General features: G+C 35.8%; 22 protein-coding genes. 2 read left to right on the forward strand and 20 right to left on the reverse strand.

Features of this window, described 5'->3' with window-relative positions:
• Position 1 precedes the first annotated feature (1 nt).
• Both PK1910_RS02755 and PK1910_RS02760 read right to left on the reverse strand, forming a co-directional pair.
• Complete coding sequence (locus tag PK1910_RS02755; protein WP_004695761.1) at positions 2–1,747, reverse strand: ABC transporter ATP-binding protein; 1,746 nt, start codon at positions 1,745–1,747, stop codon at positions 2–4.
• Positions 1,734–3,461, reverse strand: coding sequence for an ABC transporter ATP-binding protein (locus tag PK1910_RS02760; RefSeq protein WP_004695760.1), 1,728 nt, complete (start codon positions 3,459–3,461; stop codon positions 1,734–1,736). Before PK1910_RS02760 ends, PK1910_RS02755 begins: the two co-directional genes overlap by 14 nt.
• Positions 3,462–3,872: 411 nt before the next feature.
• On the opposite strand from PK1910_RS02760, the gene tpx reads away from it, so the two are divergent.
• Entirely contained in the window at positions 3,873–4,388 is a 516-nt protein-coding gene (gene tpx, locus PK1910_RS02765; protein WP_008600893.1) for a thiol peroxidase, read from the forward strand.
• Positions 4,389–4,498: 110 nt separating this feature from the next.
• Complete coding sequence (locus PK1910_RS02770; protein ID WP_004695756.1) at positions 4,499–4,894, forward strand: phosphate-starvation-inducible protein PsiE; 396 nt, start codon at positions 4,499–4,501, stop codon at positions 4,892–4,894.
• A 105-nt stretch (positions 4,895–4,999) separates the two neighbouring features.
• On the opposite strand, the gene PK1910_RS02775 is transcribed toward PK1910_RS02770, so the two are convergent.
• From PK1910_RS02775 to PK1910_RS02860, 18 genes are all read right to left on the reverse strand, one after another.
• Positions 5,000–6,904: a type I glutamate--ammonia ligase gene (locus tag PK1910_RS02775; RefSeq protein ID WP_004695754.1), complete on the reverse strand. Its 1,905-nt coding sequence runs from the start codon at positions 6,902–6,904 to the stop codon at positions 5,000–5,002.
• 235 nt (positions 6,905–7,139) lie between these two features.
• Positions 7,140–7,583: a GatB/YqeY domain-containing protein gene (locus PK1910_RS02780; protein WP_004695753.1), complete on the reverse strand. Its 444-nt coding sequence runs from the start codon at positions 7,581–7,583 to the stop codon at positions 7,140–7,142.
• 82 nt (positions 7,584–7,665) lie between these two features.
• Complete coding sequence (gene rpsU, locus PK1910_RS02785) at positions 7,666–7,845, reverse strand: 30S ribosomal protein S21 (protein WP_004695751.1); 180 nt, start codon at positions 7,843–7,845, stop codon at positions 7,666–7,668.
• A 157-nt stretch (positions 7,846–8,002) separates the two neighbouring features.
• Positions 8,003–8,347 carry a histidine triad nucleotide-binding protein gene (locus tag PK1910_RS02790; RefSeq protein ID WP_004695748.1) on the reverse strand — a complete coding sequence of 115 codons (345 nt, stop codon included), beginning with the start codon at positions 8,345–8,347 and terminating at the stop codon, positions 8,003–8,005.
• Positions 8,348–8,358: 11 nt separating this feature from the next.
• Positions 8,359–9,654 carry a tRNA (N(6)-L-threonylcarbamoyladenosine(37)-C(2))-methylthiotransferase MtaB gene (gene mtaB, locus PK1910_RS02795; RefSeq protein WP_004695745.1) on the reverse strand — a complete coding sequence of 432 codons (1,296 nt, stop codon included), beginning with the start codon at positions 9,652–9,654 and terminating at the stop codon, positions 8,359–8,361.
• A 24-nt stretch (positions 9,655–9,678) separates the two neighbouring features.
• The gene (locus tag PK1910_RS02800) at positions 9,679–10,410 is read right to left on the reverse strand and encodes an RsmE family RNA methyltransferase (RefSeq protein ID WP_004695742.1); all 732 of its coding nucleotides are present in this window, start codon (positions 10,408–10,410) and stop codon (positions 9,679–9,681) included.
• Positions 10,407–11,270 (reverse strand): 50S ribosomal protein L11 methyltransferase, encoded by an 864-nt coding sequence (locus tag PK1910_RS02805; RefSeq protein WP_101928260.1) that lies wholly within the window; start codon positions 11,268–11,270, stop codon positions 10,407–10,409. Before PK1910_RS02805 ends, PK1910_RS02800 begins: the two co-directional genes overlap by 4 nt.
• Positions 11,271–11,325: 55 nt before the next feature.
• Positions 11,326–12,483 carry a molecular chaperone DnaJ gene (dnaJ, locus tag PK1910_RS02810; protein WP_004695739.1) on the reverse strand — a complete coding sequence of 386 codons (1,158 nt, stop codon included), beginning with the start codon at positions 12,481–12,483 and terminating at the stop codon, positions 11,326–11,328.
• A 16-nt stretch (positions 12,484–12,499) separates the two neighbouring features.
• Entirely contained in the window at positions 12,500–14,341 is a 1,842-nt protein-coding gene (gene dnaK / locus PK1910_RS02815; RefSeq protein ID WP_060919781.1) for a molecular chaperone DnaK, read from the reverse strand.
• A gap of 27 nt (positions 14,342–14,368) precedes the next feature.
• Positions 14,369–14,914, reverse strand: coding sequence for a nucleotide exchange factor GrpE (gene grpE / locus PK1910_RS02820; protein ID WP_024061688.1), 546 nt, complete (start codon positions 14,912–14,914; stop codon positions 14,369–14,371).
• Positions 14,914–15,942: a heat-inducible transcriptional repressor HrcA gene (hrcA, locus tag PK1910_RS02825; protein ID WP_101928258.1), complete on the reverse strand. Its 1,029-nt coding sequence runs from the start codon at positions 15,940–15,942 to the stop codon at positions 14,914–14,916. The genes grpE and hrcA overlap by 1 nt, the downstream gene beginning before the upstream one ends.
• Positions 15,943–16,339: 397 nt before the next feature.
• Positions 16,340–16,942, reverse strand: coding sequence for a nitrite/sulfite reductase domain-containing protein (locus PK1910_RS02830; RefSeq protein WP_024061690.1), 603 nt, complete (start codon positions 16,940–16,942; stop codon positions 16,340–16,342).
• 81 nt (positions 16,943–17,023) lie between these two features.
• Positions 17,024–18,208 (reverse strand): radical SAM family heme chaperone HemW, encoded by a 1,185-nt coding sequence (gene hemW / locus PK1910_RS02835; protein WP_118091432.1) that lies wholly within the window; start codon positions 18,206–18,208, stop codon positions 17,024–17,026.
• Positions 18,209–18,212: 4 nt separating this feature from the next.
• Complete coding sequence (lepA, locus tag PK1910_RS02840; protein WP_287511211.1) at positions 18,213–20,012, reverse strand: translation elongation factor 4; 1,800 nt, start codon at positions 20,010–20,012, stop codon at positions 18,213–18,215.
• A 38-nt stretch (positions 20,013–20,050) separates the two neighbouring features.
• Positions 20,051–21,112 (reverse strand): tRNA 2-thiouridine(34) synthase MnmA, encoded by a 1,062-nt coding sequence (gene mnmA, locus PK1910_RS02845; RefSeq protein WP_287511213.1) that lies wholly within the window; start codon positions 21,110–21,112, stop codon positions 20,051–20,053.
• Between the two features lie 198 nt (positions 21,113–21,310).
• A complete protein-coding gene (locus PK1910_RS02850) occupies positions 21,311–22,549 on the reverse strand; it encodes a methionine gamma-lyase family protein (protein ID WP_287511214.1) in 1,239 nt (412 codons plus the stop codon).
• The gene (miaA, locus tag PK1910_RS02855; protein ID WP_060919776.1) at positions 22,546–23,475 is read right to left on the reverse strand and encodes a tRNA (adenosine(37)-N6)-dimethylallyltransferase MiaA; all 930 of its coding nucleotides are present in this window, start codon (positions 23,473–23,475) and stop codon (positions 22,546–22,548) included. Before miaA ends, PK1910_RS02850 begins: the two co-directional genes overlap by 4 nt.
• Complete coding sequence (locus PK1910_RS02860; protein ID WP_024061694.1) at positions 23,472–24,284, reverse strand: class I SAM-dependent methyltransferase; 813 nt, start codon at positions 24,282–24,284, stop codon at positions 23,472–23,474. The genes miaA and PK1910_RS02860 overlap by 4 nt, the downstream gene beginning before the upstream one ends.

The raw sequence follows: 24,284 nt of genomic DNA on the forward strand, positions 1-24,284 counted from the left end.
ACTAACTCCCACTGTGTTGATTATTCCAGAGATTATAAAAGGTCCCTTTTAAGTTGATAAGTTCATCAAAAGATCCTATTTCTATTATTTTACCATATTCCATATACACTATTTTATTGGCATCTTTTACTGTTGAAAGGCGATGAGCAATACTTACAATTGTTTTACTACCTCGAATATTTTCAATACTTGCTTGAATTTGCTTCTCCGTATGACTATCAATGTTAGCCGTTGCTTCATCTAACAATAGAATAGGTGTTTTTTTAATCAAGGTACGGCCAAAAGCCAACAATTGCTTTTGCCCATCAGATAGTAAGGAGCCTAAATAACCAACCGGTGTGTCATACCCTTCCGGAAGGTGTTCAATCATAGAATGCAAGTTAACTTGTTTTGCTGCATTGACCATATCCTCATTAGAAATTGATGTATCAAAAAGTGTTAAATTATCTCTAATGGAACCCTTAAATAGATAAGCTTGCTGAAAAACATATCCCATTAAATGACGAAGTACAGAACTATCATATTGAGCAATATTTATACCGTTAATATAGATAGCCCCTCTTGTTGGTTTGTAGATTCCCATCAACAATGACAAAAGTGTTGATTTACCACTACCAGAAGGCCCTACAATACCTATGAATTCTCCAGCTTTAATAGTGAATGTAAAGTCCTCTAGCGCATAAACGTCGTTATTTTCATAGGAAAACCATACATGCTCGAATTCAATCGTCTCTATATATTTAAATTCATCAGGAACTTCATTAGCCATCTGACGCTCTTCTTCCTCTAATAAGGGAACTAATCTTTCAGCACCAGCTAATGCGCTTTGTAGAGAGTTATATTTATCTGCAATTTCCTTTAATGGTTGGAAGAATCGGTCCATATATTGTATAAAGGCAAATACTGTACCAGCATCAGCTACGGAGTCTATTAAATTCGTAGTTGTAAAAATAACAATTAACGCAACAAAGAATAGACCATCTACGAGCGGTCTAAAAATAGAAAATGTGGTAACCTCAAAAAGACCTGCTTCTAAGAAACCTTTATTAACAGTATTATAACGTTCCTCAATTGCTCTTTCGCCACCATAGGATTTTACGATTACAATATAATTTAACAGTTCCTTGATGCTTGCATTAGAAGCAGCTACAGAACGTCTTACCTGACGGAATGCTTTGCGAGAAAACTTTTGAAACACCCAAATAATTCCACCCATTATAGGTAGTAAAATTGTCATGATTATTGCTAAAGGTACATTAATGGCATACATAAATCCTAATATACCAATAATCATTAAACCGCTACTTGCCAAATTCAGAATTACATCTGTATATAATGTACGTAATGACTCTACATCATTAGTAATGCGAGTTACCCAATTCCCAATTGGCAACTTATAGAACTCATCATGTGGTTTATTAAGAATCTTTTGGAATATAATACTACGAATATTATAGATAATTTTTTGACCAAAACTTTTTAAAAAGTAATTCTCTACAAAGATAAACAATACACTACCAATTATAGTAAAGCCATACATTAAAGCATAGTATTCAATAACAGCGATATCATTAGTGGCAAATCCAAGATCGATAACTTGCTTAGTTAAATATGGGCGTAAAAGTAATAGTACTAAATTTCCTGCGAGCGCAACCGTTGCTAAAAATAGAATACCTAAATAAGGCTTAATGTAGCCAGTTATATAGGAGAATAGAGCCCAGTCATTTCTTAGATCACGCTTCTTCATGATGGCCCCCTCCATTCTGCGCTTCATATAAGGTACGGTATAAACCATTGTTACCTAATAATTCTTCATGAGTACCTTCTTCTACGATACGCCCCTCATCAAATACTAGTATTTTATCTGCTTTCTCTACAACCTCTAATCGTTGTGAAATACATAGAATCGTCTGATCTTTTACATTATGTAATGAATTTAATATGGTTGTAACTGTTACTGCATCTAAAGCGGAAAAACAATCATCTAGTAATACATATGGCGCATTTTTATAAAAGCCGCGAGCCATATTGATTCGCTGCTTCTGTCCACCTGATAAATCATGACCTTCTTCAGCAAGCTCATGTAAATCATCGTTTAACAAATCGCCTAAATCTCTATATAAGTCTGCCTTTTGTGCTGCCAACTCTACAGTTTCATGCATGGATAAATCTTTACCAAATTTAATATTATCAGCAATGGTCGTACTTAATAGGTAAGATTGTGTCGGCACATAAGCAATTGAGTTTCTAAGCTTTGATAAAGAAACAGTAGCTAAATCTTGACTGCCAAAATAAATAGATTTTTCCGGACACTCTTGTAATCCAATAAGCAATTTAAACAATGTACTTTTGCCAGAACCGGGTTTACCAACTAAACCAATAAAAGAACCTTTTGGTATTGTCGTTGTCAACTGAGATAATGCATGCCCTTTAGAGTTTTCATAAGTAAAATCTAAGTATCGAATATGAATATCCTCAAGCGGCAGTACTTCATCGGTATCATCTATTGTTTCTGTAGGCAAATGTAAGAAATCCATAATACGATCTAAGGAAGCAAGACCTTTTTGTACAATAGAAATAAGTCCCCCAAAGCCTATTAAAGGCCCTACAATTAACATGATAAAAGAATTGATGGTAACAAATTCGCCTATAGTCATTTTGCCTTCTACAGCTAAATGTCCACAAATAAAAATACTAATACTGATACAAATAAAGGGTGCAATTCTTGTCAACGGTGTTAATATTGCATCTAGTAGTGCAACATCCATATTCTTCTTATAATTAAGTTTATTTATTTTTTCAAAAGAATTAGAGATAATGCTTTCACGATTAAAAGCGCGAATAACATCCATCCCTTGAAATAACTCTTGTCCAAACTCTGTTAAATCGCTATAAGTAGCTTGTGCACTACGTTGTTTAATACGTAGCTTTCTGCCTAGTACAAATATAGCCACAATAATTAAGAATACAGGTGTCATAATTTTAAAAGCTAATACAGTATTAATCTTTTGAATTAAAATTATGGAGCCCACAATGGAATAGAAAATAATATCCACTATAATCATTACACCTAGACCAAGGGCAACACGTAGCGATGTTACATCGTTAGTCATGAGCGCCATAACCTTACCAGGTCCATTAGCCTCATAGTACGTTGTTTTTACTTGTAATGCTTTACTACACAAAATCTCACGAAAAAGATACTCCATGCGACGAATAGATCCTAATAGGGTTCTACGTGAGATAACTTTTAAAATAGTGATAATAATAAACAATAAAATGAAATAAAAAATATAAGTGACTAACCCTTCCTTATTATTGCTCAATGTATCTATAGCATTACCAATAAATTGAGGGACAAATAAAAAAGCCACATCAATTGCCATCAACATAGTTAAGCCAATGGCATAAATCCAGCCTTCACGCCGGAAAAACTGCATAAATAAATCTATTGGTTTCATAGGTCCTCTCTAACATATCCTATTAAGTCTAATCAAAATCATTGCCTATATAATTACTAGTATCATTATATTGTAAATGAATTTAAATCAATACTGTAAAAGCTAAATCAACAAATTTTATTACGTTAACTTTTCTCTTTATAGTATACACATTTTTTATGATACATTAATACACCTATACGTATAACAGTTAGATTAAATATTTTATTACAGTAGTAGTTCTATTTCATCAATATTAATATTAGTTAAATGGCCTCTTTAAATTTTTACAGTAATCAATCGTAACGATCTTTTTAATTAATACTATATCGAATTTTTTAGTTTACTTATGGTAATGTAAATGTTATACTATGCATATAAAGAAATTATATTTTACATAATTAGAATTAAAACTCTTAGGAGGAATACAACATGGAAAAACGTACTGGCGTAGTAACATTTGCAGGTGGCCCTATCACATTAGTTGGCCCAGAAATTAAAGTAGGTCAACAAGCTCCAGACTTCACTGTATTGAGCAATGACTTGCAAGCTAAAACTTTAAAAGACTTCGAAGGTAAAGTAAAAGTTATCTCCGTTGTTCCTTCCCTTGATACAGGTGTTTGTGATGCTCAAACTCGTTGGTTCAACCAAGATGCAACAGCACTTTCCGAAGATGTAGTCGTATTGACAATTTCTATGGACTTACCATTCGCTCAAAAACGTTGGTGTGGTGCTGCAGGCGTAGATAAAGTTATTACTTTGTCTGACCACAAAGATGCTTCCTTCGGTGAAAACTATGGTTTCTTGATTGAAGAGCTTCGTCTTTTAACTCGTGGCGTTGTAGTAATCAACAAAGATAACAAAGTAACTTATGTTGAATATGTACCTGAAGTAACTCAAGCAGTTAACTTCGATGCTGCATTAGAAGCTATTAAAGCTGATATCTAATTTGTAAATATTCATTTGATTATAGTACAATGTAATCGAAAAAGACCGTACGGTGTACGGTCTTTTTTATGTAGTATAGTATTTAGATTTTTATTGTAGGTGAATTATATATGTGGATTCGTATTTCTAAACTATTATTAACGATAAAAAATATAGCCCTTGTAGGCGTTGGTATTGCACTTTGTATTGCACTTATTAATACATTGATTAGTCTTGTCTATGTTACGTGGGCGAATATTCAAGGTTATAGTACATACTCTTTATTGATTGAAGAACTAATTACCTTCTTTCTATACTTTGAGTTTATTGCACTCATCGTCAAATACTTTAAAAATAACTTCCACTTTCCGCTTAACTTCTTTTTATACATTGGCATAACTGCAATTGTAAGACTTCTAATTATCAATCATGAATCATCATTTGATAATTTAATTTGGTCTGTTGCAATTTTTGTACTTGTATGTAGCTTAGTATTAGTAGAAAAATTTATTGGACATAACGAATAAAATTTGAATCGTTTTGTTTGAATATATCTAATTCATTTAGATATATCTAAATGAAAAATGGCCTCTACCGTAGTAGAGGCCATTTTTATTAATAAATTGATTTTATTAGAAGATATTTTTAGCGTAGTTAGCGTACTTAGCTTCTAATTCTTCCATTTTATCATTCATTTCAATTTGTAATTGGGATGCTAAATCATATTCACCATCATTAAGTGCATCAATTAAACGAGTGAATAAGGATTTACGATCATCACTATCTTTAGCAAGGTAGAAACGTAAGTCATTAACTTCTGCAAAGCGTTTATCATCTACACTATTTCGGCTATCAGTATGAATTGCAACCATGCTACGAACTGTATCCAAATTATTTGGAATTAAGCGATTAGCCAATACTAGTTTCCAACGTTTAAGAATGGACGCAATAAAGGAGTCCATTAAATCTTTAGCAAATGCATTGCCTTGAGCCAATGTTTCTACTAATTCAGGATTATTTTGGTAACCCTTTATGTTTTCCCATACAGTAGCTGGAGCAACACCAAACATTTGATTACGTTCTTCTTGTGTGAAATCATCAAACACATCTTTTTCAGTACGGTATGCACGATTTGTAGCAAGATAATCAGATGTTTCACCTACTTCTTTGGAAAGCTCTGCTTCCAATTGAGCTTGTGTTTTACCAGATGTAATGGCATATTTCATACCATCAAATGCAGAGATAAAGATCAATGCTAAAGCAGTATATGTATTGGTGTAAGGATTTGGAGAACGCAATTCATAACGTGTCGCCATAGGATTATCGATATCTCGAATTAAACCGCAAAGGATTGTACGGTTACGGCTAGGTTCAGATGGATCAGTACCTAAAGATGTAACAATACATACTGGCGCTTCAAACCCAGGTTTTAAACGGTTTAAAGAATCTGTTGTAGAGCTGATGAATGGATTAATGGCTTCATAGTGTTTTAAAAGTCCCATAATTGCACCAATGCCTAAAGAGCTAGCAGATTCTTTACGCATATCTTCTGGGCTAAATAAGTTAACAACTTTACCAGATTTTAATTTAGCCATAACACCAAAATGAGTATGTTCACCAGAACCAGCTACACCAATTATTGGTTTTGCATTAAATGTTACATCAAGACCATTTTCACGGAATACTTCACGAACAATGATACGAGCTTGTAATTCATTATCTGCTGTTTGTAATGGATTATTTGAGAATTTCCAGTCGATTTCTAATTGTTCTAATACAACTGCTTCATGACCATCTTCATCAAGTTTAGCTTTAACGCCACCTACTTCTTTATGACCCATTTCAGCAACCATACCATATCTATCAAGACGTTCAACAGCTTGTTCTAATGCAGTGCGAACTGTACCATGAGTACGTTGCCAGTATTGTTCTTGTAATTTTTGGGATACGGATAATTCTTTTTTTGTAACTGTTCTAGATGGAGTTTTTACCCAGAATTCTAGTTCTGTTGCAGATGTGAAAATGATATCTACAACTTCATCAGCTTTCACATGCGGCATACCAGGTAAGCCATGTTCTTTAATCAAAGCCAATAATTCAGCACGAACATAGTCGCAGCTGCGTTTTAAAATAGAACGAGAATCTACATAGCGATAGTTATGCATCAAGAATGCAGGAATACGAAGTGTACCAGTTGGTAAGCCTGTAACAGGATCAATATTTTCGTAGTTGTAATCAACAAACCAGTTTACACTTGGATCGCCCCACATATCTACACGAGCATTATTTAATGTAGCAATATTTGTAAGTACTACAGAGGAACCATCTGTTTGAACAGCACGACCTTCAAAGAAAGATTCGTAGTCATCGAAGAATGCTGACATAGGAATCTTTTCATCAGTATCATTACCTGCTAAGTCAATACCTACAAGAGATACGAACTTGATTTCAGGATGTTGTTCTAATAATGCAAGAACGCCTTCTTTCCCATATTGACCCGCCGGAATGTAATATAATAATTCGTTAGTTGTCGACATATTTGTTCCTCCAAAAGAAAAAGACTCCAACAAATAAATATATAAATCTATATATCTAAAGTGGAGTCTTCGTTGACCAATTATTTTATTGAGTTCATATTATCATATGTTGAAAATATATGTCAATAACTTTCTATAGAATTTCATTATTCTTTTAAAGTTACATCTAACACATCCAATACTATCAACTTTAATCAATAACTGTATATAGAATGGTCGTTGATATTACTATATATTATCCAAGTAATTCTTTAACAATATTATTGACAACCTTACCATCTGCACGCCCTTTTGTTTTTGGCATTACATGTTTCATAACATTGCCCATATTTACATTATCACCACATGCAGCAATGGCTTCTTGTACAATTGTACGAATTTCATCTTCTTTCAATTGCTCTGGTAAGTATTTTTGCAATACAGCCATTTCTTCTTTTACATGACTAATTAAGTCCTCACGTCCCGCTTTTTCAAATTCTGTTAAGGAATCTTGACGAGTTTTCATTTCCTTAGCTAAAATGCCAAGAATGCCAGCATCATCTAACTCAATTTTGTCATTGATTTCTGTATTTTTTATGGCACTATTGACCATACGAATTACAGATAACGCTGTTTTACCTTCTTCACGAGCTTTCATAGCTGCTTTCATATCTTCCTTTAATTGATCTTTTAAACTCATATTTCCTCCTTATGTATATAATAAAGAAACCCTAATTCTGGATTTCATAAAGCCATGAAAAGGCAGAATTAGGGTAATCATCTTATGCTCTGAATTTGCGTTTTCTTGCTGCTTCAGATTTTTTCTTTCTTTTTACGCTTGGTTTTTCATAGTGTTCGCGTTTTCTTACTTCAGACAAAACACCCGCTTTTTGGCAGGAGCGTTTGAATCGACGAAGAGCACTTTCAAGCGTTTCGTTTTTACCGACTTTGATTTCAGACATCTATATCCCTCCCTCCAAAAATAATCTCGGGAAGTGCTGATAATTTACATACGCACATATAATATTATATGTATAGGTATAGATGTTGTCAATATTTTCAAGTATATTTTATAGGTTTTTTAATGAGTATTATAAAAAGAATGCATAATACTCAAAATTAGGCTTCTGGCCAGCCCATTTCTTCTCCACCTAAAAGGTGTGCATGCATATGGAATACAGTTTGGCCTGCTTTTTCACCAGTATTAAAAATTAAACGATATCCATCTTTAGAGATACCAAGCTCTTTTGCTACATCACGAACAAATGGCAGTAACCCTTCAACATAATCTGCATTCTTTTCATTAAGATGTGCAATATTAGACACGTGATTTTTAGGTACGATTAATACATGAACTTTTTTTACAGGTTGAATATCATAAAAAGCATAGAATTTATCATTTTCTAACACTTTTTTAGACGGAATTTCACCATTGATAATTTTGCAAAAAATGCAGTCACTCATAATCTAACTCCTTACTCAATAATTAAATAATTATCTTCTAAACCTACAACAGTTCCACCAACGAGATCACCAATTTTACGTGTCCCATCAGACTTAACTTTACCATTTATATATTCATTTGTTAAGCCCATATAGTATCCATTCTCTTCCTTTTCGATGAGAATCTCACCAGGCTTACCAATGCGAGATTTTGCGTATCGTTCATAACCAGATTGGCTAAGGCCATTTAAAAGTGCTACACGAGTCTTCTTAACAGCTTCTGGTACTTGATCCGCCATGGTGGCTGCAGGTGTACCCTCACGAATGGAGTATGGGAAGGCATGAATGTGCGTAAATCCAATTTCACGTACTGTATTCAATGTTTCTTCGAAGTCTTCATCAGTTTCTTGAGGGAAACCAGCAATAATATCAGTTGTAATTGATAAATCTTTAATACGAGAACGTAAACTTGTAATTAAATCTTTATATTCTTGTAATGTATAATGGCGTTTCATCAACTTTAATACATGATCAGAACCAGCTTGTAATGGTAAATGTAAATGAGGACAAACACGTTTATTGGTAGCCATTAATTCTACTAACTCATCAGAAACCTCTACGGATTCAATGGACCCGAAACGAATGCGGTATAAATTAGGAATCTCTAATAAAGCTTTTACCACATCAGCTAATGTTGGACGACCTGGTAATTCGACACCGTAATTACCCAAATGTATACCAGTTAATACGATTTCATGGAATCCATGATCTACTAAACGTTTTGCCTCTTGTACAATATCATCAACTTTACGAGATTTTAATTTTCCTCGAGTATAAGGAATGATACAAAAGGCGCAATAGTTATTACAACCTTCTTGAATTTTCATGAACGCACGAGCTTTGTCAGATTCATTACCATATAACGGCATTTCCTCGAAGTTAGATTCCTTCATGATATCCCGAACAGCATTAATTTGTCGTTCTGTAGATTCTAATTGCTCTACTAATTCAACAATTTTAGAGCGATTATTTGTACCAATAACGAGATTAACACCATCTATAGCGGCAATCGCATCTGGATCAAGCTGAGCATAACAACCAGTTACAATAACATAGGCATCTTCATTTTGACGCTTTGCCTTGCGGATTAATTGACGGGATTTCTTTTCCCCCATATTCGTTACAGAACAGGTATTAATTACATATATATCAGCTTTTTCATCGAAGTCTACCGCTTCGTAATTATTTTGTAAAAATAAACCTTTCATGGCATCTGTATCATATTGGTTTACGCGACACCCTAAGGTTGTAAAAGCAACGGTTTTCATTGCACCTCTCTATTCTTATTTAATTTATAATTCTAATTCATATCGAATCATCGCTAACGATCCAATAGCAGCAGTTTCAGCCCGTAAAATTGTATTTCCCAGCGATACTGATTTTCCACCATATTTTATAATAGCATTGATTTCCTTCTCTTGATAGCCCCCTTCAGGACCTATACAAATTAAAACATCAGTTACAGACTTATCGGAATGTAAAGTTTTAAGTACATCTTTGATAGTCTGACCTGCTTCATTTTCATAGGCTACCAATTTCAACGCCTCAGATTCAATGTCTAATGCTTGTAAAAGCGTCTCTCCTACTACTAGTGTAGGCAAGTGATTTCGTCCACATTGTTGAGCTGCTTCTAGCATTATTTTTTCCCAACGATTTACTTTTGATTGAAGCTTTTTTTCATCATATTTAGCTACGCAGTTAGCTGTGGGCACAAGATAAATTGTATCCACATTTAACTCCGTCGCCTTTTGTAACACCCATTCTAGCTTTTCACCTTTTAATAATGATTGAACTAGAATAGTACGATACGATGCTAGATTTCCTTCTACATATTCAATCAGTTTTGCTTGAGCTTTACCATCTACTTCTGCTGTAATTTGATATGTACCACAACGATTGTCGCTGCCGGTTACAGTTATAGGCTTCTCCATATTATGGCGAAATACATGTAGTACATGATGGGTTACATCTTTTGGTAATTCTATTATTTCATCTAATGGTGTAGGAATAAAAATCTTTTTCATCGTTTTTCTAGCGCAAACGTATGCCAAGGCCCTGCAACGCGCTCCTCAATAATATGCCAATGAGCCTCAATATATGGCATGATTTCATCATAACGATCATCAATAATGCCACTAATAATCAAAATGCCCCTATCATCCAGTTTCTTACCAATTTGAGGTAATAGTATTTTAAGGGGATCCACTGTTAGATTAGCTAAAATTAATTGGGCAGTACCATTGAAATCACTATCCAAATTACCACAAATGATTTCAGCAGATACATGATTATTCTCACAGTTAATTCTAGCTTGATTTGCAGCATACTCTTCTATATCTATACCAACTAAATTTTTAATACCTAAATGGGCTGCTACTAATAAAAGAATACCTGTGCCAGTACCAATATCCAAACAAGTAACTGTATCAAGATCCATAGATTTACTATAGGATTTTAATAGCTCTGCACAAGTCCGTGTCGTCTCATGAGACCCGGTACCAAAGGAAATATCTGAATCAATTTCAATAATAATTTTATTATCTACATTATTGTATTCCTGCCATGCTGGTTTAATGATTAAGTTAGGTAAAATTTCTGTAGGTTCAATATACTGTTGCCAAGAGTTTAACCAAGTTGACTCATCAAAAATATCTGTATCTATTGATATAACCTTGATATTGGCCTCAGTAAGCCGTTTTACTAAATCCGCCTTAATCATATTCATATCGAGTGATATATCAGCATACATAGTTAATTTTATTAAATTAGGCTGATTTTCAACATCTTCTTCTATAATTCCATTGTCTGCATAATCGTCAAAAAGAGTAGTCACCTCATCGGTGGCTACTCTTTCACAGACAATGGATACTTCTATCCATTGCATATATGCTCCTTTATAGGGAATGTGATGGAACAAACCATTCCTTCACATGAGCTGTTCATTTAGTCAAACAGTCCTTGATTTTTTCAAAGAGACTTTTGCTCACTTGTAAGTTATTTACATCTTCATTACTTTCATTTGCAAAGCGTAACAATAGCTCACGTTGAGTGTCTGTCAACTTCTTAGGCGTTTGGACGGTTACCACAATGTGTTGGTCACCCCTTTGGTTAGGGTTACGCAAATATGGTATACCTTTGCCCTTTACGCGGAATGCCGTTCCCGTTTGAGTACCTTCCGGAATCTTTAACTCTACTTTACCATCTAAAGTGTTAACTTGTATAGTCGCACCAAGAGCAGCTTGAGCAAAGCTAATATTTACACGGCTAATAACGTCATTACCATTTCGTTCAAATTCCTTGTGAGGACGAACAAAGATATATACATAGAGATCCCCTTTAGGACCGCCTAAAATACCAGGTTCCCCTTCATTGGCTACACGTAAACGAGATCCGCTATCTACACCAGCTGGAATTTTAATGGAAATCTTCCGTTTAGCCAACATTTCGCCAGTACCACGGCATTTAGAGCAAGGTTTTTCAATGCTTTTACCCGTACCATGACAGCGGGAACAAGTGCGAACGGACTGCATACGTCCAAATGGAGTATTTTGAATAACCGCTTCTTGACCAGAACCATGACAGTTTGGACAAGTATCGACACGAGAGCCTGGTTCACCACCAGTACCATGACAGTGATCACATTCTTCATGACGATGCACTTCAATTTCCATAGATTTACCAAAGGCTGCATCTTCAAAGGAAATATCGATATCTTCACGCAAGTCATTACCTTTTTGAGGGCCTTGTTGTTGGCGTCCACCACCAAACATGCCACCAAAAATGTCGCCAAAGATATCACCAAAGCCTCCAGCTTGACCACCGAAACCGCCAAAGCCGCCTTGGAAACCACCGGCACCAGCGCCGCCTCCTTGTTTGAAGGCGTCGTGGCCGAATTGGTCATATTGAGCTTTTTTAGTTTCATCAGACAAGACTTCATAAGCTTCGTTAGCTTCTTTAAACTTTGCTTCCGCTTCCTTTGGATTATCTTTATTTACATCTGGGTGGTATTGGCGTGCCTTTTTACGGAAGGCTTTTTTGATTTCATCTTGAGAGGCATTTTTACTAACCCCTAGGATGTCATAATAATCTCGTGCCATTCGTTACCAACCCTTCTTATTTCTTGTCATCATCCACTACTGTGTAATCAGCATCAACAACATTGTCATCAGCTTTTGTTTGTTGTTGACCTTGTTCAGCACCGCCAGCTGCTTGTTGAGCTTGTTGAGCTGCTGCATACATTTGTTCTGCTAATTTATGTAATGGTTGTTCCAAAGCTTCACTATCTTTTTTGATATCTTCGATATTGCCAGCTTCGATAGATTTTTTCAATTTATCTTTCGCTTCTTCTACTTCTTTCATCAAAGAAGCGTCGCCTTTACCTTCAAGGTCTTTCAATGCTTTCTCAGCTTGATATACTAGGGAGTCCGCATTATTTTTAATATCTAATTCTTCTTTTCTAGCTTTATCTTCCGCTGCATGAGCTTCAGCTTCTTTAACCATGCGATCAATTTCTTCTTCTTTCAAGCCGCTAGAAGAAGTAATAGTAATCTTTTGTTCCTTTTGAGTACCTAAATCTTTAGCTTTTACATGTACGATACCATTAGCATCGATGTCAAATGTTACTTCGATTTGAGGAACCCCACGAGGAGCAGCTGGGATACCATCCAAGTTGAAACGACCCAATGTTTTATTATCTGCTGCGAACTCACGTTCACCTTGCAATACATGAATATCTACAGATGGTTGATTATCTGCTGCAGTGGAGAATACTTGAGATTTAGATGTAGGAATTGTAGTATTACGATCAATAATACGTGTGAATACACCGCCCATTGTTTCGATACCAAGAGACAATGGAGTTACGTCAAGTAACAATACGTCTTTTACTTCACCTACTAATACGCCACCTTGAATAGCAGCACCGATAGCTACACATTCATCAGGGTTAACGTTTTTTGTTGGTTCCTTACCCAATACTTTTTTAATAGCTTCTTGTACAGCTGGGATACGACTAGAACCACCAACTAACAATACTTTATCGATATCGGATGCAGATAAACCAGCATCACTCATAGCTTTACGAGTAGGTTCTATAGTAGCTTGTACCAAATCAGCAGTTAATTCTTCAAATTTAGCACGAGTCAATGTTACATCCAAATGTTTAGGACCAGTAGCATCAGCTGTGATAAATGGCAAGTTGATATTTGTGCTAGCTACGCCAGACAATTCAATTTTTGCTTTTTCAGCAGCTTCTTTTAAACGTTGATCAGCTAATTTATCATTGGATAAATCGATACCAGTTTCTTTTTTGAACTCTTCAATAAGGTAGTTCATAATGCGTTGGTCGAAGTCATCCCCACCAAGGTGGTTATTACCAGATGTTGCTAATACTTCAAATACACCGTCACCAAGTTCAAGGATAGATACGTCGAATGTACCACCACCAAGGTCAAATACAAGAACTTTACCATCTTCATCTTTATCTACACCATATGCAAGAGCAGCTGCTGTAGGTTCGTTGATGATACGAAGTACTTCAAGACCTGCAATGGCACCTGCGTCTTTTGTAGCTTGACGTTGAGCATCTGTAAAGTATGCAGGAACTGTAATAACAGCTTGTTTTACAGGTTCGCCCAAGTAAGCTTCTGCATCAGCTTTGATTTTTTGAAGAATCATTGCAGAAATTTCTTGAGGAGTATAAGATTTACCTTCTACAGTTACTTTGTAGTCTGTACCCATGTGACGTTTAATAGAAATGATTGTATTTTCTGGGTTAGATACAGCTTGACGTTTAGCCAATTGACCAACTAAACGTTCTCCATTTTTTGCAAACCCAACAACGGAAGGAGTTGTACGTGCACCTTCTTGATTTGTAATAACCGTAGGTTCGCCGCCTTCCATAACAGCAACACAAGAGTTTGTTGTCCCTAAATCAATACCAATTACCTTTGCCATAATATATACCTCCTAAAACTTTATAATCTATTCAACAACTTTTACCATTGCTGGACGTATACAACGACCATCAACAGTATAGCCAGTTTGCAAAACTTCACACACCGTATCGGATTCATATTCATCTGACGGTACACGCATAATCGCTTGATGGAAATTTGGATCAAATGGTTGACCCATAGCTTCAATAACAGCTAAACCATGTTTAGATAACATAGCCATCAAATTTTGATGAATCATAATGAATCCATCGAGGAATACTTTTGCTTCCCCTTCTGCAGGACTTTGAACGGCCCGTTCAAAGTTATCCAATACAGGAAGAAGGTCCGTTAATACATCCCCTTTTACATATCCAGCAAGTTGCTCTTTTTCCTGGTTAGTACGACGTTTGAAATTTTCAAAGTCCGCTTGTAACCGTTTATAGCGATTATCAAAGTCGGCTTTAAGTTCTTCTAACACTTGAGCAGCATCAGCCACAGCTTCTTCAGTTTTTTCAACAGTTGGTTCCTCTACATTCGTAGTATCCTCTGTTTCCTCCACTGTTTCTTGTTTAATGTCTTGTTCTTCAGCCATTATTTGCCCTTTCTGTTTTGTTCTTTTACCATAGTTTCCATTATATGTTTCATATGGGACAACATGCCGATGATACGTCCGTATTCCATCCGCGTTGGACCAAGAATAGCAAGAGTTCCGATAGGCTGATCTTGATTCGTAAAATCAGCTTGTACCACACTCATTGAATGTAGCGCTTCAGTTTCATTCTCAATACCAATCTTGACCTTAACAGGTGTTGGAGAATCATCTTTTAATAACTGTCCTAATTGATTTTGTTCTTCCACTAAGGAAAGCAAGGGTTGTACCTTCTCAACAGACTTAAACTCTGGTTGATTTAACAACTCTGTGGTACCTACCGAATAGAACAACTTACGTTTATTAATAGCTCGTAATAATGTCTCCGAAAGGATTAATAAAATTCCCTGCGGTCCTTCCATATGGACCAATATAGATCCTAAAGCCTCAGCCGTTACATGACCAATACTTACATTCTGTAGTGCATTGCTAAATTGTATGGCTAGACTTTGTAAAAGCTCTGGTGAAACACTTTCACCAAAGTACATCAACTCATTATCGAGTGCTCCTGTTTCAGTAATAACTACCATAATGGCTTGATGACTATCTAGCGGTAATACATGAATGTATTTGATTAATGCTCTATCATGGGCTGGTGCTAAGAATAAACTCATGCTATGACTTACCTGTGAAAGTAGTTTAGCCATATTTAGAAAGAGTTCACTCGTTGATCCATTGGAACGCTTCCATAACATTTCAATTTTTTCAGCATCCTGTAATGGAACAGGTTGTCGACTCAGCATAGAATCAACATATAAGCGATAGCCCTTAGCTGAAGGAATACGTCCAGCCGATGTATGAGGTTGCTCTAAATAGCCTAATTCCTCTAAATCGGACATTTCGTTCCGCACCGTAGCAGGACTGATGCCAAGATCATAATTTTTAGCAATTGTTCGAGATCCTACAGGTTCTGCGGACTTAACATAGTCTTCAATTATGACTCGCAAGATGCGCTGTTTTCTTTCATCCATAATGACACCTCTTGTTAGCACTCATTAACTTTGAGTGCTAATCGCATGTATAATATTACCATATTAAAAAAAATTGTCAAGCTAAAAAATGCCAAAAAAGTCAAATAATATCAATTTAGTCAAAAAGACAAATCAATATTTTTGATTAATTAGTCAAAAAATCAAAGTGCAACAATAAGAAAACACTTATACTATCTACATTTATGACATATCCCAAAATTTAAAGATTAGAATATGTAGTTCTAATAAAATTTCTATTATTAAAACCTGAAATAGTATAAGTGTTTATATATAATAATTTAGTTGTCAATAAACTCTTAGTTAAAATACTTTTTTGGCCCAAGAATTTACGGACTATAAACTATAAATCAATTAGAACTAAAATGTACTAATTGATTTATAGTTCTACCCCTTCTAATGGATTGCCAAGACGCTCTAACAGTTTCCCCATACGTTCACGAGGTTCACCATATTTAGCATACCAATCAATCAAAATATCTACAGCTTTTTTAGATTGCTCAATAGTTAGTTTTCTTGCTAAAATTTTTCCTGCTTCAGGTCTCATGCCTGTATTACCACCAACAGCCAACATAAAACCTTGAGATGTACCGATAAAGGCAATATCCTTTACCATTGCATCTGGGCAGTTACGTCCACATCCACTGATGCCGATTTTGCACTTGTGAGAGGTTTTTCGGCCGTAATGTTTTCTCTCTACATAATCAGCCAATTCTTTAGTTTCCATTTGTCCATTTTTACAATGGCCTTTACCTACACAAGCAATTAAGGAATTAACACCTCTATGAATAACAGTGGTCACGCCATCAGGCAATTCAGAAATAAACTGCTCCTTATCATCTTTTTCAATACCTGTAATTTGTATACCTGTTACAACATGACGGAAGGATCCACCATATTTTTCAGCAAGTTCTATGCATGCTTTCATTTGATCTAAAGTAAATTCATTATGTAAACCGTGTAATATTACAGATGTCTTCATCGCTCCTCCTCAAATCTAGCATGCTTATTCACCATCATCCTATTTATACTAACATATTAGATTTTGAGAAACTGTGAGAAATTACTCACGAATAAATTGACTAAATACATAGTTCCCATGCTTGGCACCTTCAGCGGTTAAATGATAACTTCCATTTTGATACTCTAATAGACCTTTACTAACTAAATCATCTAAAGCAGTACCAAATAAATCATGGACAGATACGCCAAATTTATCTTCGAATTTTTGCTCATCAAGGCCCCATTTAGTGCGAAGGGCTAAAAAGGAAAAATCCTCTTGAGCTCGCTCTAAAGTAATCGTCTCCGTATCAATAGTAGGCATAATATATCTGTCAACAGATTGTATATAGGGCATTACATTACGATTATTACTACGGCGTACTCCGTCATAGAAGGAATGAGCACCAGCACCAAAGCCTAAATAATCTATATAGTGCCAATATTTTAAATTATGACGACTATAGGAATTAGCCTTGGCGAAATTTGAAATCTCATATCGTTCAAAACCCAATTCTTTTAAACCAGCCATCATTGTATCATACATTGATTCATCTATACTTTCACTAGGAATGAAAATAAGATTTTTCTGAACTAAATGATATAAATAGGTCCCCACTTCTACTTGTAATCCATAAGTAGAAATATGATTAATAGGCAACTCTTCTACGACTGCTAAATTACGTTTAATATCGTCTAAGGATTGTCTTGGTAATCCATAAATCAAATCAATATTAATATCAGCAAAGCCCGCCTCTTTAGCATCATAAACGGCTTGTTTTGCCTGTTCCCCGTTGTGACTGCGATGAAGCATGGTAAGTGCCTTATCGTCAAATGTTTGAACACCAAAGCTAATACGATTAAAACCAAATTTAACTAATTTCGTTAAATAATGTAAATTTACTTCCCCAGGATTCGATTCAATAGTCATATGACAATCGTCAGTAATTGTAAAAGTGTTTTTGATTTTATCAAGAATCATCTGTAGATGTTGAATCGATAATTCTGTAGGCGTACCTCCACCAAAATAAATTGTATCAATAGCTTTAGATGTTGACTCTGGATGTTCAGAGACCCATAAATCGATTTCTTGAACTAAAGCATATACATAGGTTTCGTAATAATCTTGTAAATTTTGGTAAGCAGGAAAATCACAATACATACATTTCTGTTTACAAAAAGGGATATGGACATATAGCCCCATATCCCTCAGTGTAGACAGATTCAGAATATCAGAATCTGTTTTCATTTTATTAGTCCTCAACCTTGAGAATAGCCATGAATGCTTCTTGTGGAATCTCTACGGAACCGACAGACTTCATACGTTTCTTACCGGCTTTTTGTTTTTCAAGTAATTTACGCTTACGAGAGATATCGCCACCGTAACATTTTGCCAAAACATCCTTACGCCAAGCTTTTACAGTTTCACGAGCCACAATTTTTGTACCTACCGCCGCTTGAATAGGAATTTCAAACATTTGACGAGGAATCAATTCTTTCAATTTCTCAGCTAATGCACGACCACGTGCAGCTGCACGGTCTTTGTGTACAATAATGGACAATGCATCCACAGGATCTCCATTTAAGAGAATATCCATCTTAACCATTGGAGATTGTTTATATCCAATCAATTCGTAGTCAAGGGATGCATAACCTTTTGTAGCGGATTTTAATTTATCAAAGTAATCATAAATGATTTCACTCAATGGCAAGTGATAAACGACAGATACTCGTGTTTCATCCAAATATTCCATAGATTGATATTCACCGCGTTTATCTTGGGACAACTCCATAATAGTACCAACAAAATCTTTAGGTACAATTGTTGTAGCCTTTACATAAGGCTCTTCAATGTAATCAATTTCCGTTGGAGGTGGTAATTTAGCAGGATTATCGACTTCGAGCATTTCCCCATTTGTTTTGTACACTTTGTAATTTACAGATGGAGCCGTCGTAATAAGTGTCAAATTATATTCACGTTCTAAACGTTCTTGAATTACGTCCATATGCAAAAGGCCGAGAAACCCACAACGGAAACCAAAGCCCAATGCCAATGATGTTTCTGCTTCATATTCTAAGGCAGCATCATTAAGCTGTAACTTTTCTAATGCATCTCGAAGGTTTTCATAGTCTTTAGACTCTGTTGGGTAAAGGCCACAGTACACCATAGATACAGCCTTACGATAACCAGGCAATGGCTCAGTTGCAGGATTATTAGCTAATGTTACAGTATCGCCTACATGGCAATCTTTTACATTTTTGATGCTAGCTGCAATACAACCTACTGAGCCACATTGTAATTCTTGCACAGGTACAAGATTGGGAGTAAAAATACCGAGTTCTGTAACATCAAAGTCCTTTTTATCATGCATCATGCGAATTGTATCTTTTGCTTTTATAGACCCTTCTTTTACGCGGACATAAGCAATAGCACCTTTATACGCGTCAAAACGGCTATCAAAAATCAAAGCTCTTGTTGGCTCATCAGATTTATCTGGTGGTGCAGGAACTTTATTTACAATAGCTTCTAAAATATCAGGAATACCGATACCTGATTTGGCAGAGCATAATACAGCATCAGATGCGTCTAAACCAATAATATCTTCAATTTCTTGTTTAACGCGATCAGGATCTGCTGACGGCAAATCAATCTTGTTAATAACAGGAATGATTTCAAGATCATGTTCTAAAGCGAGATATACATTTGCCAACGTTTGTGCTTCCACACCTTGTGCAGCATCGACTACGAGTAATGCCCCTTCACAGGCTGCAAGAGAACGAGATACTTCATAGCTGAAATCGACGTGGCCTGGAGTATCGATGAGATTCAAAATATATTCTTTACCGTCTTGAGCTTTATACAAAATGCGAACAGATTGTGCTTTAATAGTAATGCCTCGTTCACGTTCAAGGTCCATGGAGTCCAAAACTTGAGCCTCCATTTCACGTTTTTGTAATGTACCAGTATATTCAATTAATCTATCGGCAATGGTTGATTTACCATGGTCAATATGGGCTATAATACAGAAGTTTCGAATCTTTTTCGTTGACATACTATGTAAACAAGTTCAAAGAACTTGCATTCTCCTTTCTAACATACGCGATCGATAACAGCACCTCCCAATAATTGAGTGCCATTATAAAAGGCTACAGACTGACCTGGGGTAATAGCCCGTTGTGGTTCTTCAAAAATAACCTCTATTGTATCGTCATCTAAAATACGTGCTGTGCAAGAAGAAGGATTAGCTGCATAGCGAATTTTGCCTTCTGCCTTCAATTCCTTATGAATTGTATCATCTAAGAAGTTATAGAACTTACAAATCATACGATTTGTAAAGAGACGTTCATTAGGACCCACGATGACCTCATTACGATCCCCATTAAATCCAATAACATATAAAGGGTGTTTATAAGCAATACCAAGGCCTTTACGTTGACCAATCGTATAATTAAATAAGCCGTTGTGCTTACCTAATACCTCACCATCTTCGGTAACGATATTACCAGACTCTGGCTTACCCTTCATTTCTTCTACCACAAGCTTTTGATAGTTCCCATGAGGCAAGAAACAAATATCTACGCTATCTGGTTTTTTAGCGACTGGCAAATCATATTCAGCAGCTAATTTACGTGTTTCAGTCTTACATTGACCACCTAATGGGAACATAAGATGACTCAAAATACGTTGGTTCATATTGTACATAACATAACTTTGGTCTTTTGTAGGATCAACACCTTTATGTAACTCATATAGACCTGTTTCTTCATTATAATTTACTTGTGCATAATGACCAGTTACCATATGTGTGGCACCTAATTCAAGAGCACGATTGAGCATCAAGTCAAACTTGATGTTCTTGTTACAAAATACACAAGGATTTGGCGTACGACCATAGGCATATTCTTTTACAAAGTAATCTACTACGTTTTCGTAGAATACATCACGAGCATCGATAACATGATGCTCGATACCAAGAAAATCACACATCTTCTTAGCATCAGTTACGGCAAGAGGCACCTCATCATAGGGCGTACCACTCACCCATAACCATAGGGTAATACCAAATACTTTATAGCCTTGTTTTAATAGCATTGCAGCAGTTAAAGAACTGTCTACGCCGCCACTCATAGCTACAGCGATAACTTTTTCCATACTTTCTCCTTTTAATGATCTCTTGATCATAAAACTAATCAGGGTGAAAGCCTGACGTGTAAAACACTAGTTCGGTGTAAAAGTCCGAGTAGTATTGCTATAAAATTATAGCAACTTATATTATAGCCTAGAAATAGGTATATTGAAAAGATTTGAAATAAAAAGAATCCCTTTCACAAAAGAAAGAGATTCTAAATATTATCTATGTTTTAATAGTTCTTCAGCAGCTCCTAAAATACCAAGCATGGAATGTTCAAACACTAGGCCACCCTGCATGAAAATTGTATACGGTGGACGTACAGGACCATCGGCACTGAGTTCAATAGAGGAACCTTGTACAAAGGTACCACCAGCCATGATGATTTTATCTTCGTACCCAGGCATATCCCCAGGAATAGGATGTACGTGAGCATCTACAGGAGAATAGGCTTGCATACCTACACAGAAATGCTCCATTTCTTCCCCATTTTTCAGATTAATGGCTTGAATCAAATCATAGCGATCAGCATTTACCTTAGGGAATACATCATAGCCTAGTAACTCACCTACAGCAGCCGTATATACAGCACCTTTAAGAGCTTGTAATACTACGTGAGGTGCCATAAATAAACCTTGGAAGAACAAGCGATAACCAGGAGCATATGAACCCATATGATCGCCAAGTCCAGGAGCTGTCAATTGATATGCTGTATCCTCTACAAGGTTTTCTCTACCAACAATATAACCACCAGTTGGTGCTAAACCGCCACCTGCATTTTTAATGAGAGAGCCAGCCATAATATCAGCACCAGCTTCTAATGGTTCTTGCAGCTCTGTAAATTCACCGTAACAATTATCTACGAAACAAATCGTTTTAGAATTTTTAGCTTTTACAGCATCAACAATAACCTTAATATCTGCAATAGATAAAGGTTCACGTGTGCTATAGCCTCGAGACCGTTGAATGACTACTACCCGCGTATTATCGTTAACAGCGTTAGCAATAGCTTCAACATCATAAGTATTATCTTTCAATGGTACCTCAGTATAGGTAAAGCCTTTTTCTACTAAAGAACCACGTACTTCACGAGCGGCACCGATAACAGATTGCATCGTATCATAAGGAGCCCCTACGGCATAGATAAACTCTGTCCCTTTAGAGCCATTTCCCATCAAAGAAATTAATGTAGTAGCTAACGCATGTGTACCAGAAACAAAATGAGGACGAACGATAGCCTTTTCACCTTTAAATACATAGGCAAATACTTCATCTAATTTCTCACGCCCTACGTCGTTATATCCATAACCAGTAGTACCAGTGAAATGATAATCAGATACTTGGCATTCCTTAAAGGCTTCTAATACTTTTTTTGTATTGGCCAATGCAATAGGTTCAAATTTCTTAAATTCTGGTTCAGCCATTTCTAGGGCTTTACTACGTATTTCTTCTAATGTCATGCTAATCCTTCTCTACGGATTAAATCCATAGCTTTATTAAATATAAAATCTTTAGATGTATTGCTATCAATATGTATCCATTCTATATATGGCATACGTTTATACCATGTAATTTGGCGCTTAGCAAAGTGACGTGTATTCTTCTTAATTAAGTCACGACACTCATCTAATGTTATATTGCCATTTATATAGTCTACAACCTCTTTATAGCCAATACCTTTAAAAGCTTGGCAATCTGGATTCACTCCAGATTTTATGAGTTGTTCCACCTCTTCAATTAAACCCACATCAAACATCATATCAACGCGTAAATTGATACGTTCATATAATTTATCACGATCTCTCATGAGACCGATGACAGGCCCTTTATAGGATACACCATCTTTTGTCTGATTTCGCAACGAATCTACATCACCATGATGCAATATCTCAATAGCTCGATACAAACGATGTTTGTCGCTATATTGTATCTCTATATTATGCTCTTTACCTAATGTGAAAGCATAGTCTCGTAAGCCTTCAATACCTTTTGTACTATAGAGCTCATCAAGTTCTGCTCGCAAATATTCGTCAGGTTTAACATCATTAAAGTTGTAGTTCTCCAATAATGATTGGACATACAGTCCTGTACCACCAGACAGAATAGGAAGAATATTTCTATCTTTTAATCTTGCAATTATTTCTTTAGCTTGATCTTGAAAAATAGATACCGAATATGAATCATTGGGTTCCAGTATATCGATGAGATGATGTTTCACCCGATTAAGTTCATCCACCGATGGTTTAGCGGTACCAATATTGAATTGTTTATAAACCTGGTAAGCATCACCAGAAATAACCTCAGCATGTAGCTGTTCTGCTAAGTCCAAGGTAAGATCTGTTTTGCCTACCGCAGTAGGTCCAACGATGGTTATTAAGGGATTCACAATAACTCCTTCATATATACTCCATAACCTATACGGCTATATTTTCCCCCCACCCATTGGTGAGGTGGATATTTCTGAAAGACAGAACTAAATGGTCGTTCTTTAATGATAACACCATAAGAGGCAACACGCATAGCTTCCTCCATAATTTTATCATCAATACGACTTTCCACAGTATGTCCACGAAGTGGTTTAAATTGAGGACTATCCTCTACAGGGACCTCAAACATAGGATCAAAATAAATAATATCTATACTTTCATCTGGTAGATTAGGTACATAGTTTTCAAAGGTATCATAACTTACCTCAATACGACGTAATGCGTCCGTCACACTTTTCACATTATGCGAATAATGAGCTAAACCATAAGATGTAGCAAGCCATATAGGTAAAGAACCTTCTAGACCTTTTATTTTAGCCTGAAGAAAAGCATAGCTCACGACGATACTGTCACTACCAAGACCAATTGTACAATCAAGAAACGAAAATTCTTCTTTATCAGTTATTTCATTAGTACTTAGTATTTTCTGAACAGCATTAATTAAATAATCTCCTTCTCCACGTTGCAAACGTAGTATACGTAATTGAGCCATGGATAAATGAAAGCTATGTTGCTGATTATCAGGAAAATGAATAGTTAAGCCATTACCAGAAAGAACAGCAATAAAATCACATGGATGAGCATTAAATAATGCTGGTATAGATAATTTTCCTCTTTTTATATAGGCCATATGCATAGAGGAAGCCAAAGCTTTGGCTTCCTCTTGAATGGCCTCATTAGATTTTTGAGCTGTAGTTAATATATTCAT

The sequence above is a fragment of the Veillonella parvula genome, from assembly GCF_036456085.1.
Taxonomy (GTDB): domain Bacteria; phylum Bacillota; class Negativicutes; order Veillonellales; family Veillonellaceae; genus Veillonella; species Veillonella parvula_E.

What these genes read in the sequence shown, in the direction of transcription:
- PK1910_RS02755 (WP_004695761.1), bottom strand. Translation starts at nt 1,747, where the DNA reads ATGAAGAAGCGTGATCTAAGAAATGACTGGGCTCTATTCTCCTATATA.
- PK1910_RS02760 (WP_004695760.1), bottom strand. Translation starts at nt 3,461, where the DNA reads ATGAAACCAATAGATTTATTTATGCAGTTTTTCCGGCGTGAAGGCTGG.
- tpx (WP_008600893.1), top strand. Translation starts at nt 3,873, where the DNA reads ATGGAAAAACGTACTGGCGTAGTAACATTTGCAGGTGGCCCTATCACA.
- PK1910_RS02770 (WP_004695756.1), top strand. Translation starts at nt 4,499, where the DNA reads ATGTGGATTCGTATTTCTAAACTATTATTAACGATAAAAAATATAGCC.
- PK1910_RS02775 (WP_004695754.1), bottom strand. Translation starts at nt 6,904, where the DNA reads ATGTCGACAACTAACGAATTATTATATTACATTCCGGCGGGTCAATAT.
- PK1910_RS02780 (WP_004695753.1), bottom strand. Translation starts at nt 7,583, where the DNA reads ATGAGTTTAAAAGATCAATTAAAGGAAGATATGAAAGCAGCTATGAAA.
- rpsU (WP_004695751.1), bottom strand. Translation starts at nt 7,845, where the DNA reads ATGTCTGAAATCAAAGTCGGTAAAAACGAAACGCTTGAAAGTGCTCTT.
- PK1910_RS02790 (WP_004695748.1), bottom strand. Translation starts at nt 8,347, where the DNA reads ATGAGTGACTGCATTTTTTGCAAAATTATCAATGGTGAAATTCCGTCT.
- mtaB (WP_004695745.1), bottom strand. Translation starts at nt 9,654, where the DNA reads ATGAAAACCGTTGCTTTTACAACCTTAGGGTGTCGCGTAAACCAATAT.
- PK1910_RS02800 (WP_004695742.1), bottom strand. Translation starts at nt 10,410, where the DNA reads ATGAAAAAGATTTTTATTCCTACACCATTAGATGAAATAATAGAATTA.
- PK1910_RS02805 (WP_101928260.1), bottom strand. Translation starts at nt 11,270, where the DNA reads ATGCAATGGATAGAAGTATCCATTGTCTGTGAAAGAGTAGCCACCGAT.
- dnaJ (WP_004695739.1), bottom strand. Translation starts at nt 12,483, where the DNA reads ATGGCACGAGATTATTATGACATCCTAGGGGTTAGTAAAAATGCCTCT.
- dnaK (WP_060919781.1), bottom strand. Translation starts at nt 14,341, where the DNA reads ATGGCAAAGGTAATTGGTATTGATTTAGGGACAACAAACTCTTGTGTT.
- grpE (WP_024061688.1), bottom strand. Translation starts at nt 14,914, where the DNA reads ATGGCTGAAGAACAAGACATTAAACAAGAAACAGTGGAGGAAACAGAG.
- hrcA (WP_101928258.1), bottom strand. Translation starts at nt 15,942, where the DNA reads ATGGATGAAAGAAAACAGCGCATCTTGCGAGTCATAATTGAAGACTAT.
- PK1910_RS02830 (WP_024061690.1), bottom strand. Translation starts at nt 16,942, where the DNA reads ATGAAGACATCTGTAATATTACACGGTTTACATAATGAATTTACTTTA.
- hemW (WP_118091432.1), bottom strand. Translation starts at nt 18,208, where the DNA reads ATGAAAACAGATTCTGATATTCTGAATCTGTCTACACTGAGGGATATG.
- lepA (WP_287511211.1), bottom strand. Translation starts at nt 20,012, where the DNA reads ATGTCAACGAAAAAGATTCGAAACTTCTGTATTATAGCCCATATTGAC.
- mnmA (WP_287511213.1), bottom strand. Translation starts at nt 21,112, where the DNA reads ATGGAAAAAGTTATCGCTGTAGCTATGAGTGGCGGCGTAGACAGTTCT.
- PK1910_RS02850 (WP_287511214.1), bottom strand. Translation starts at nt 22,549, where the DNA reads ATGACATTAGAAGAAATACGTAGTAAAGCCCTAGAAATGGCTGAACCA.
- PK1910_RS02860 (WP_024061694.1), bottom strand. Translation starts at nt 24,284, where the DNA reads ATGAATATATTAACTACAGCTCAAAAATCTAATGAGGCCATTCAAGAG.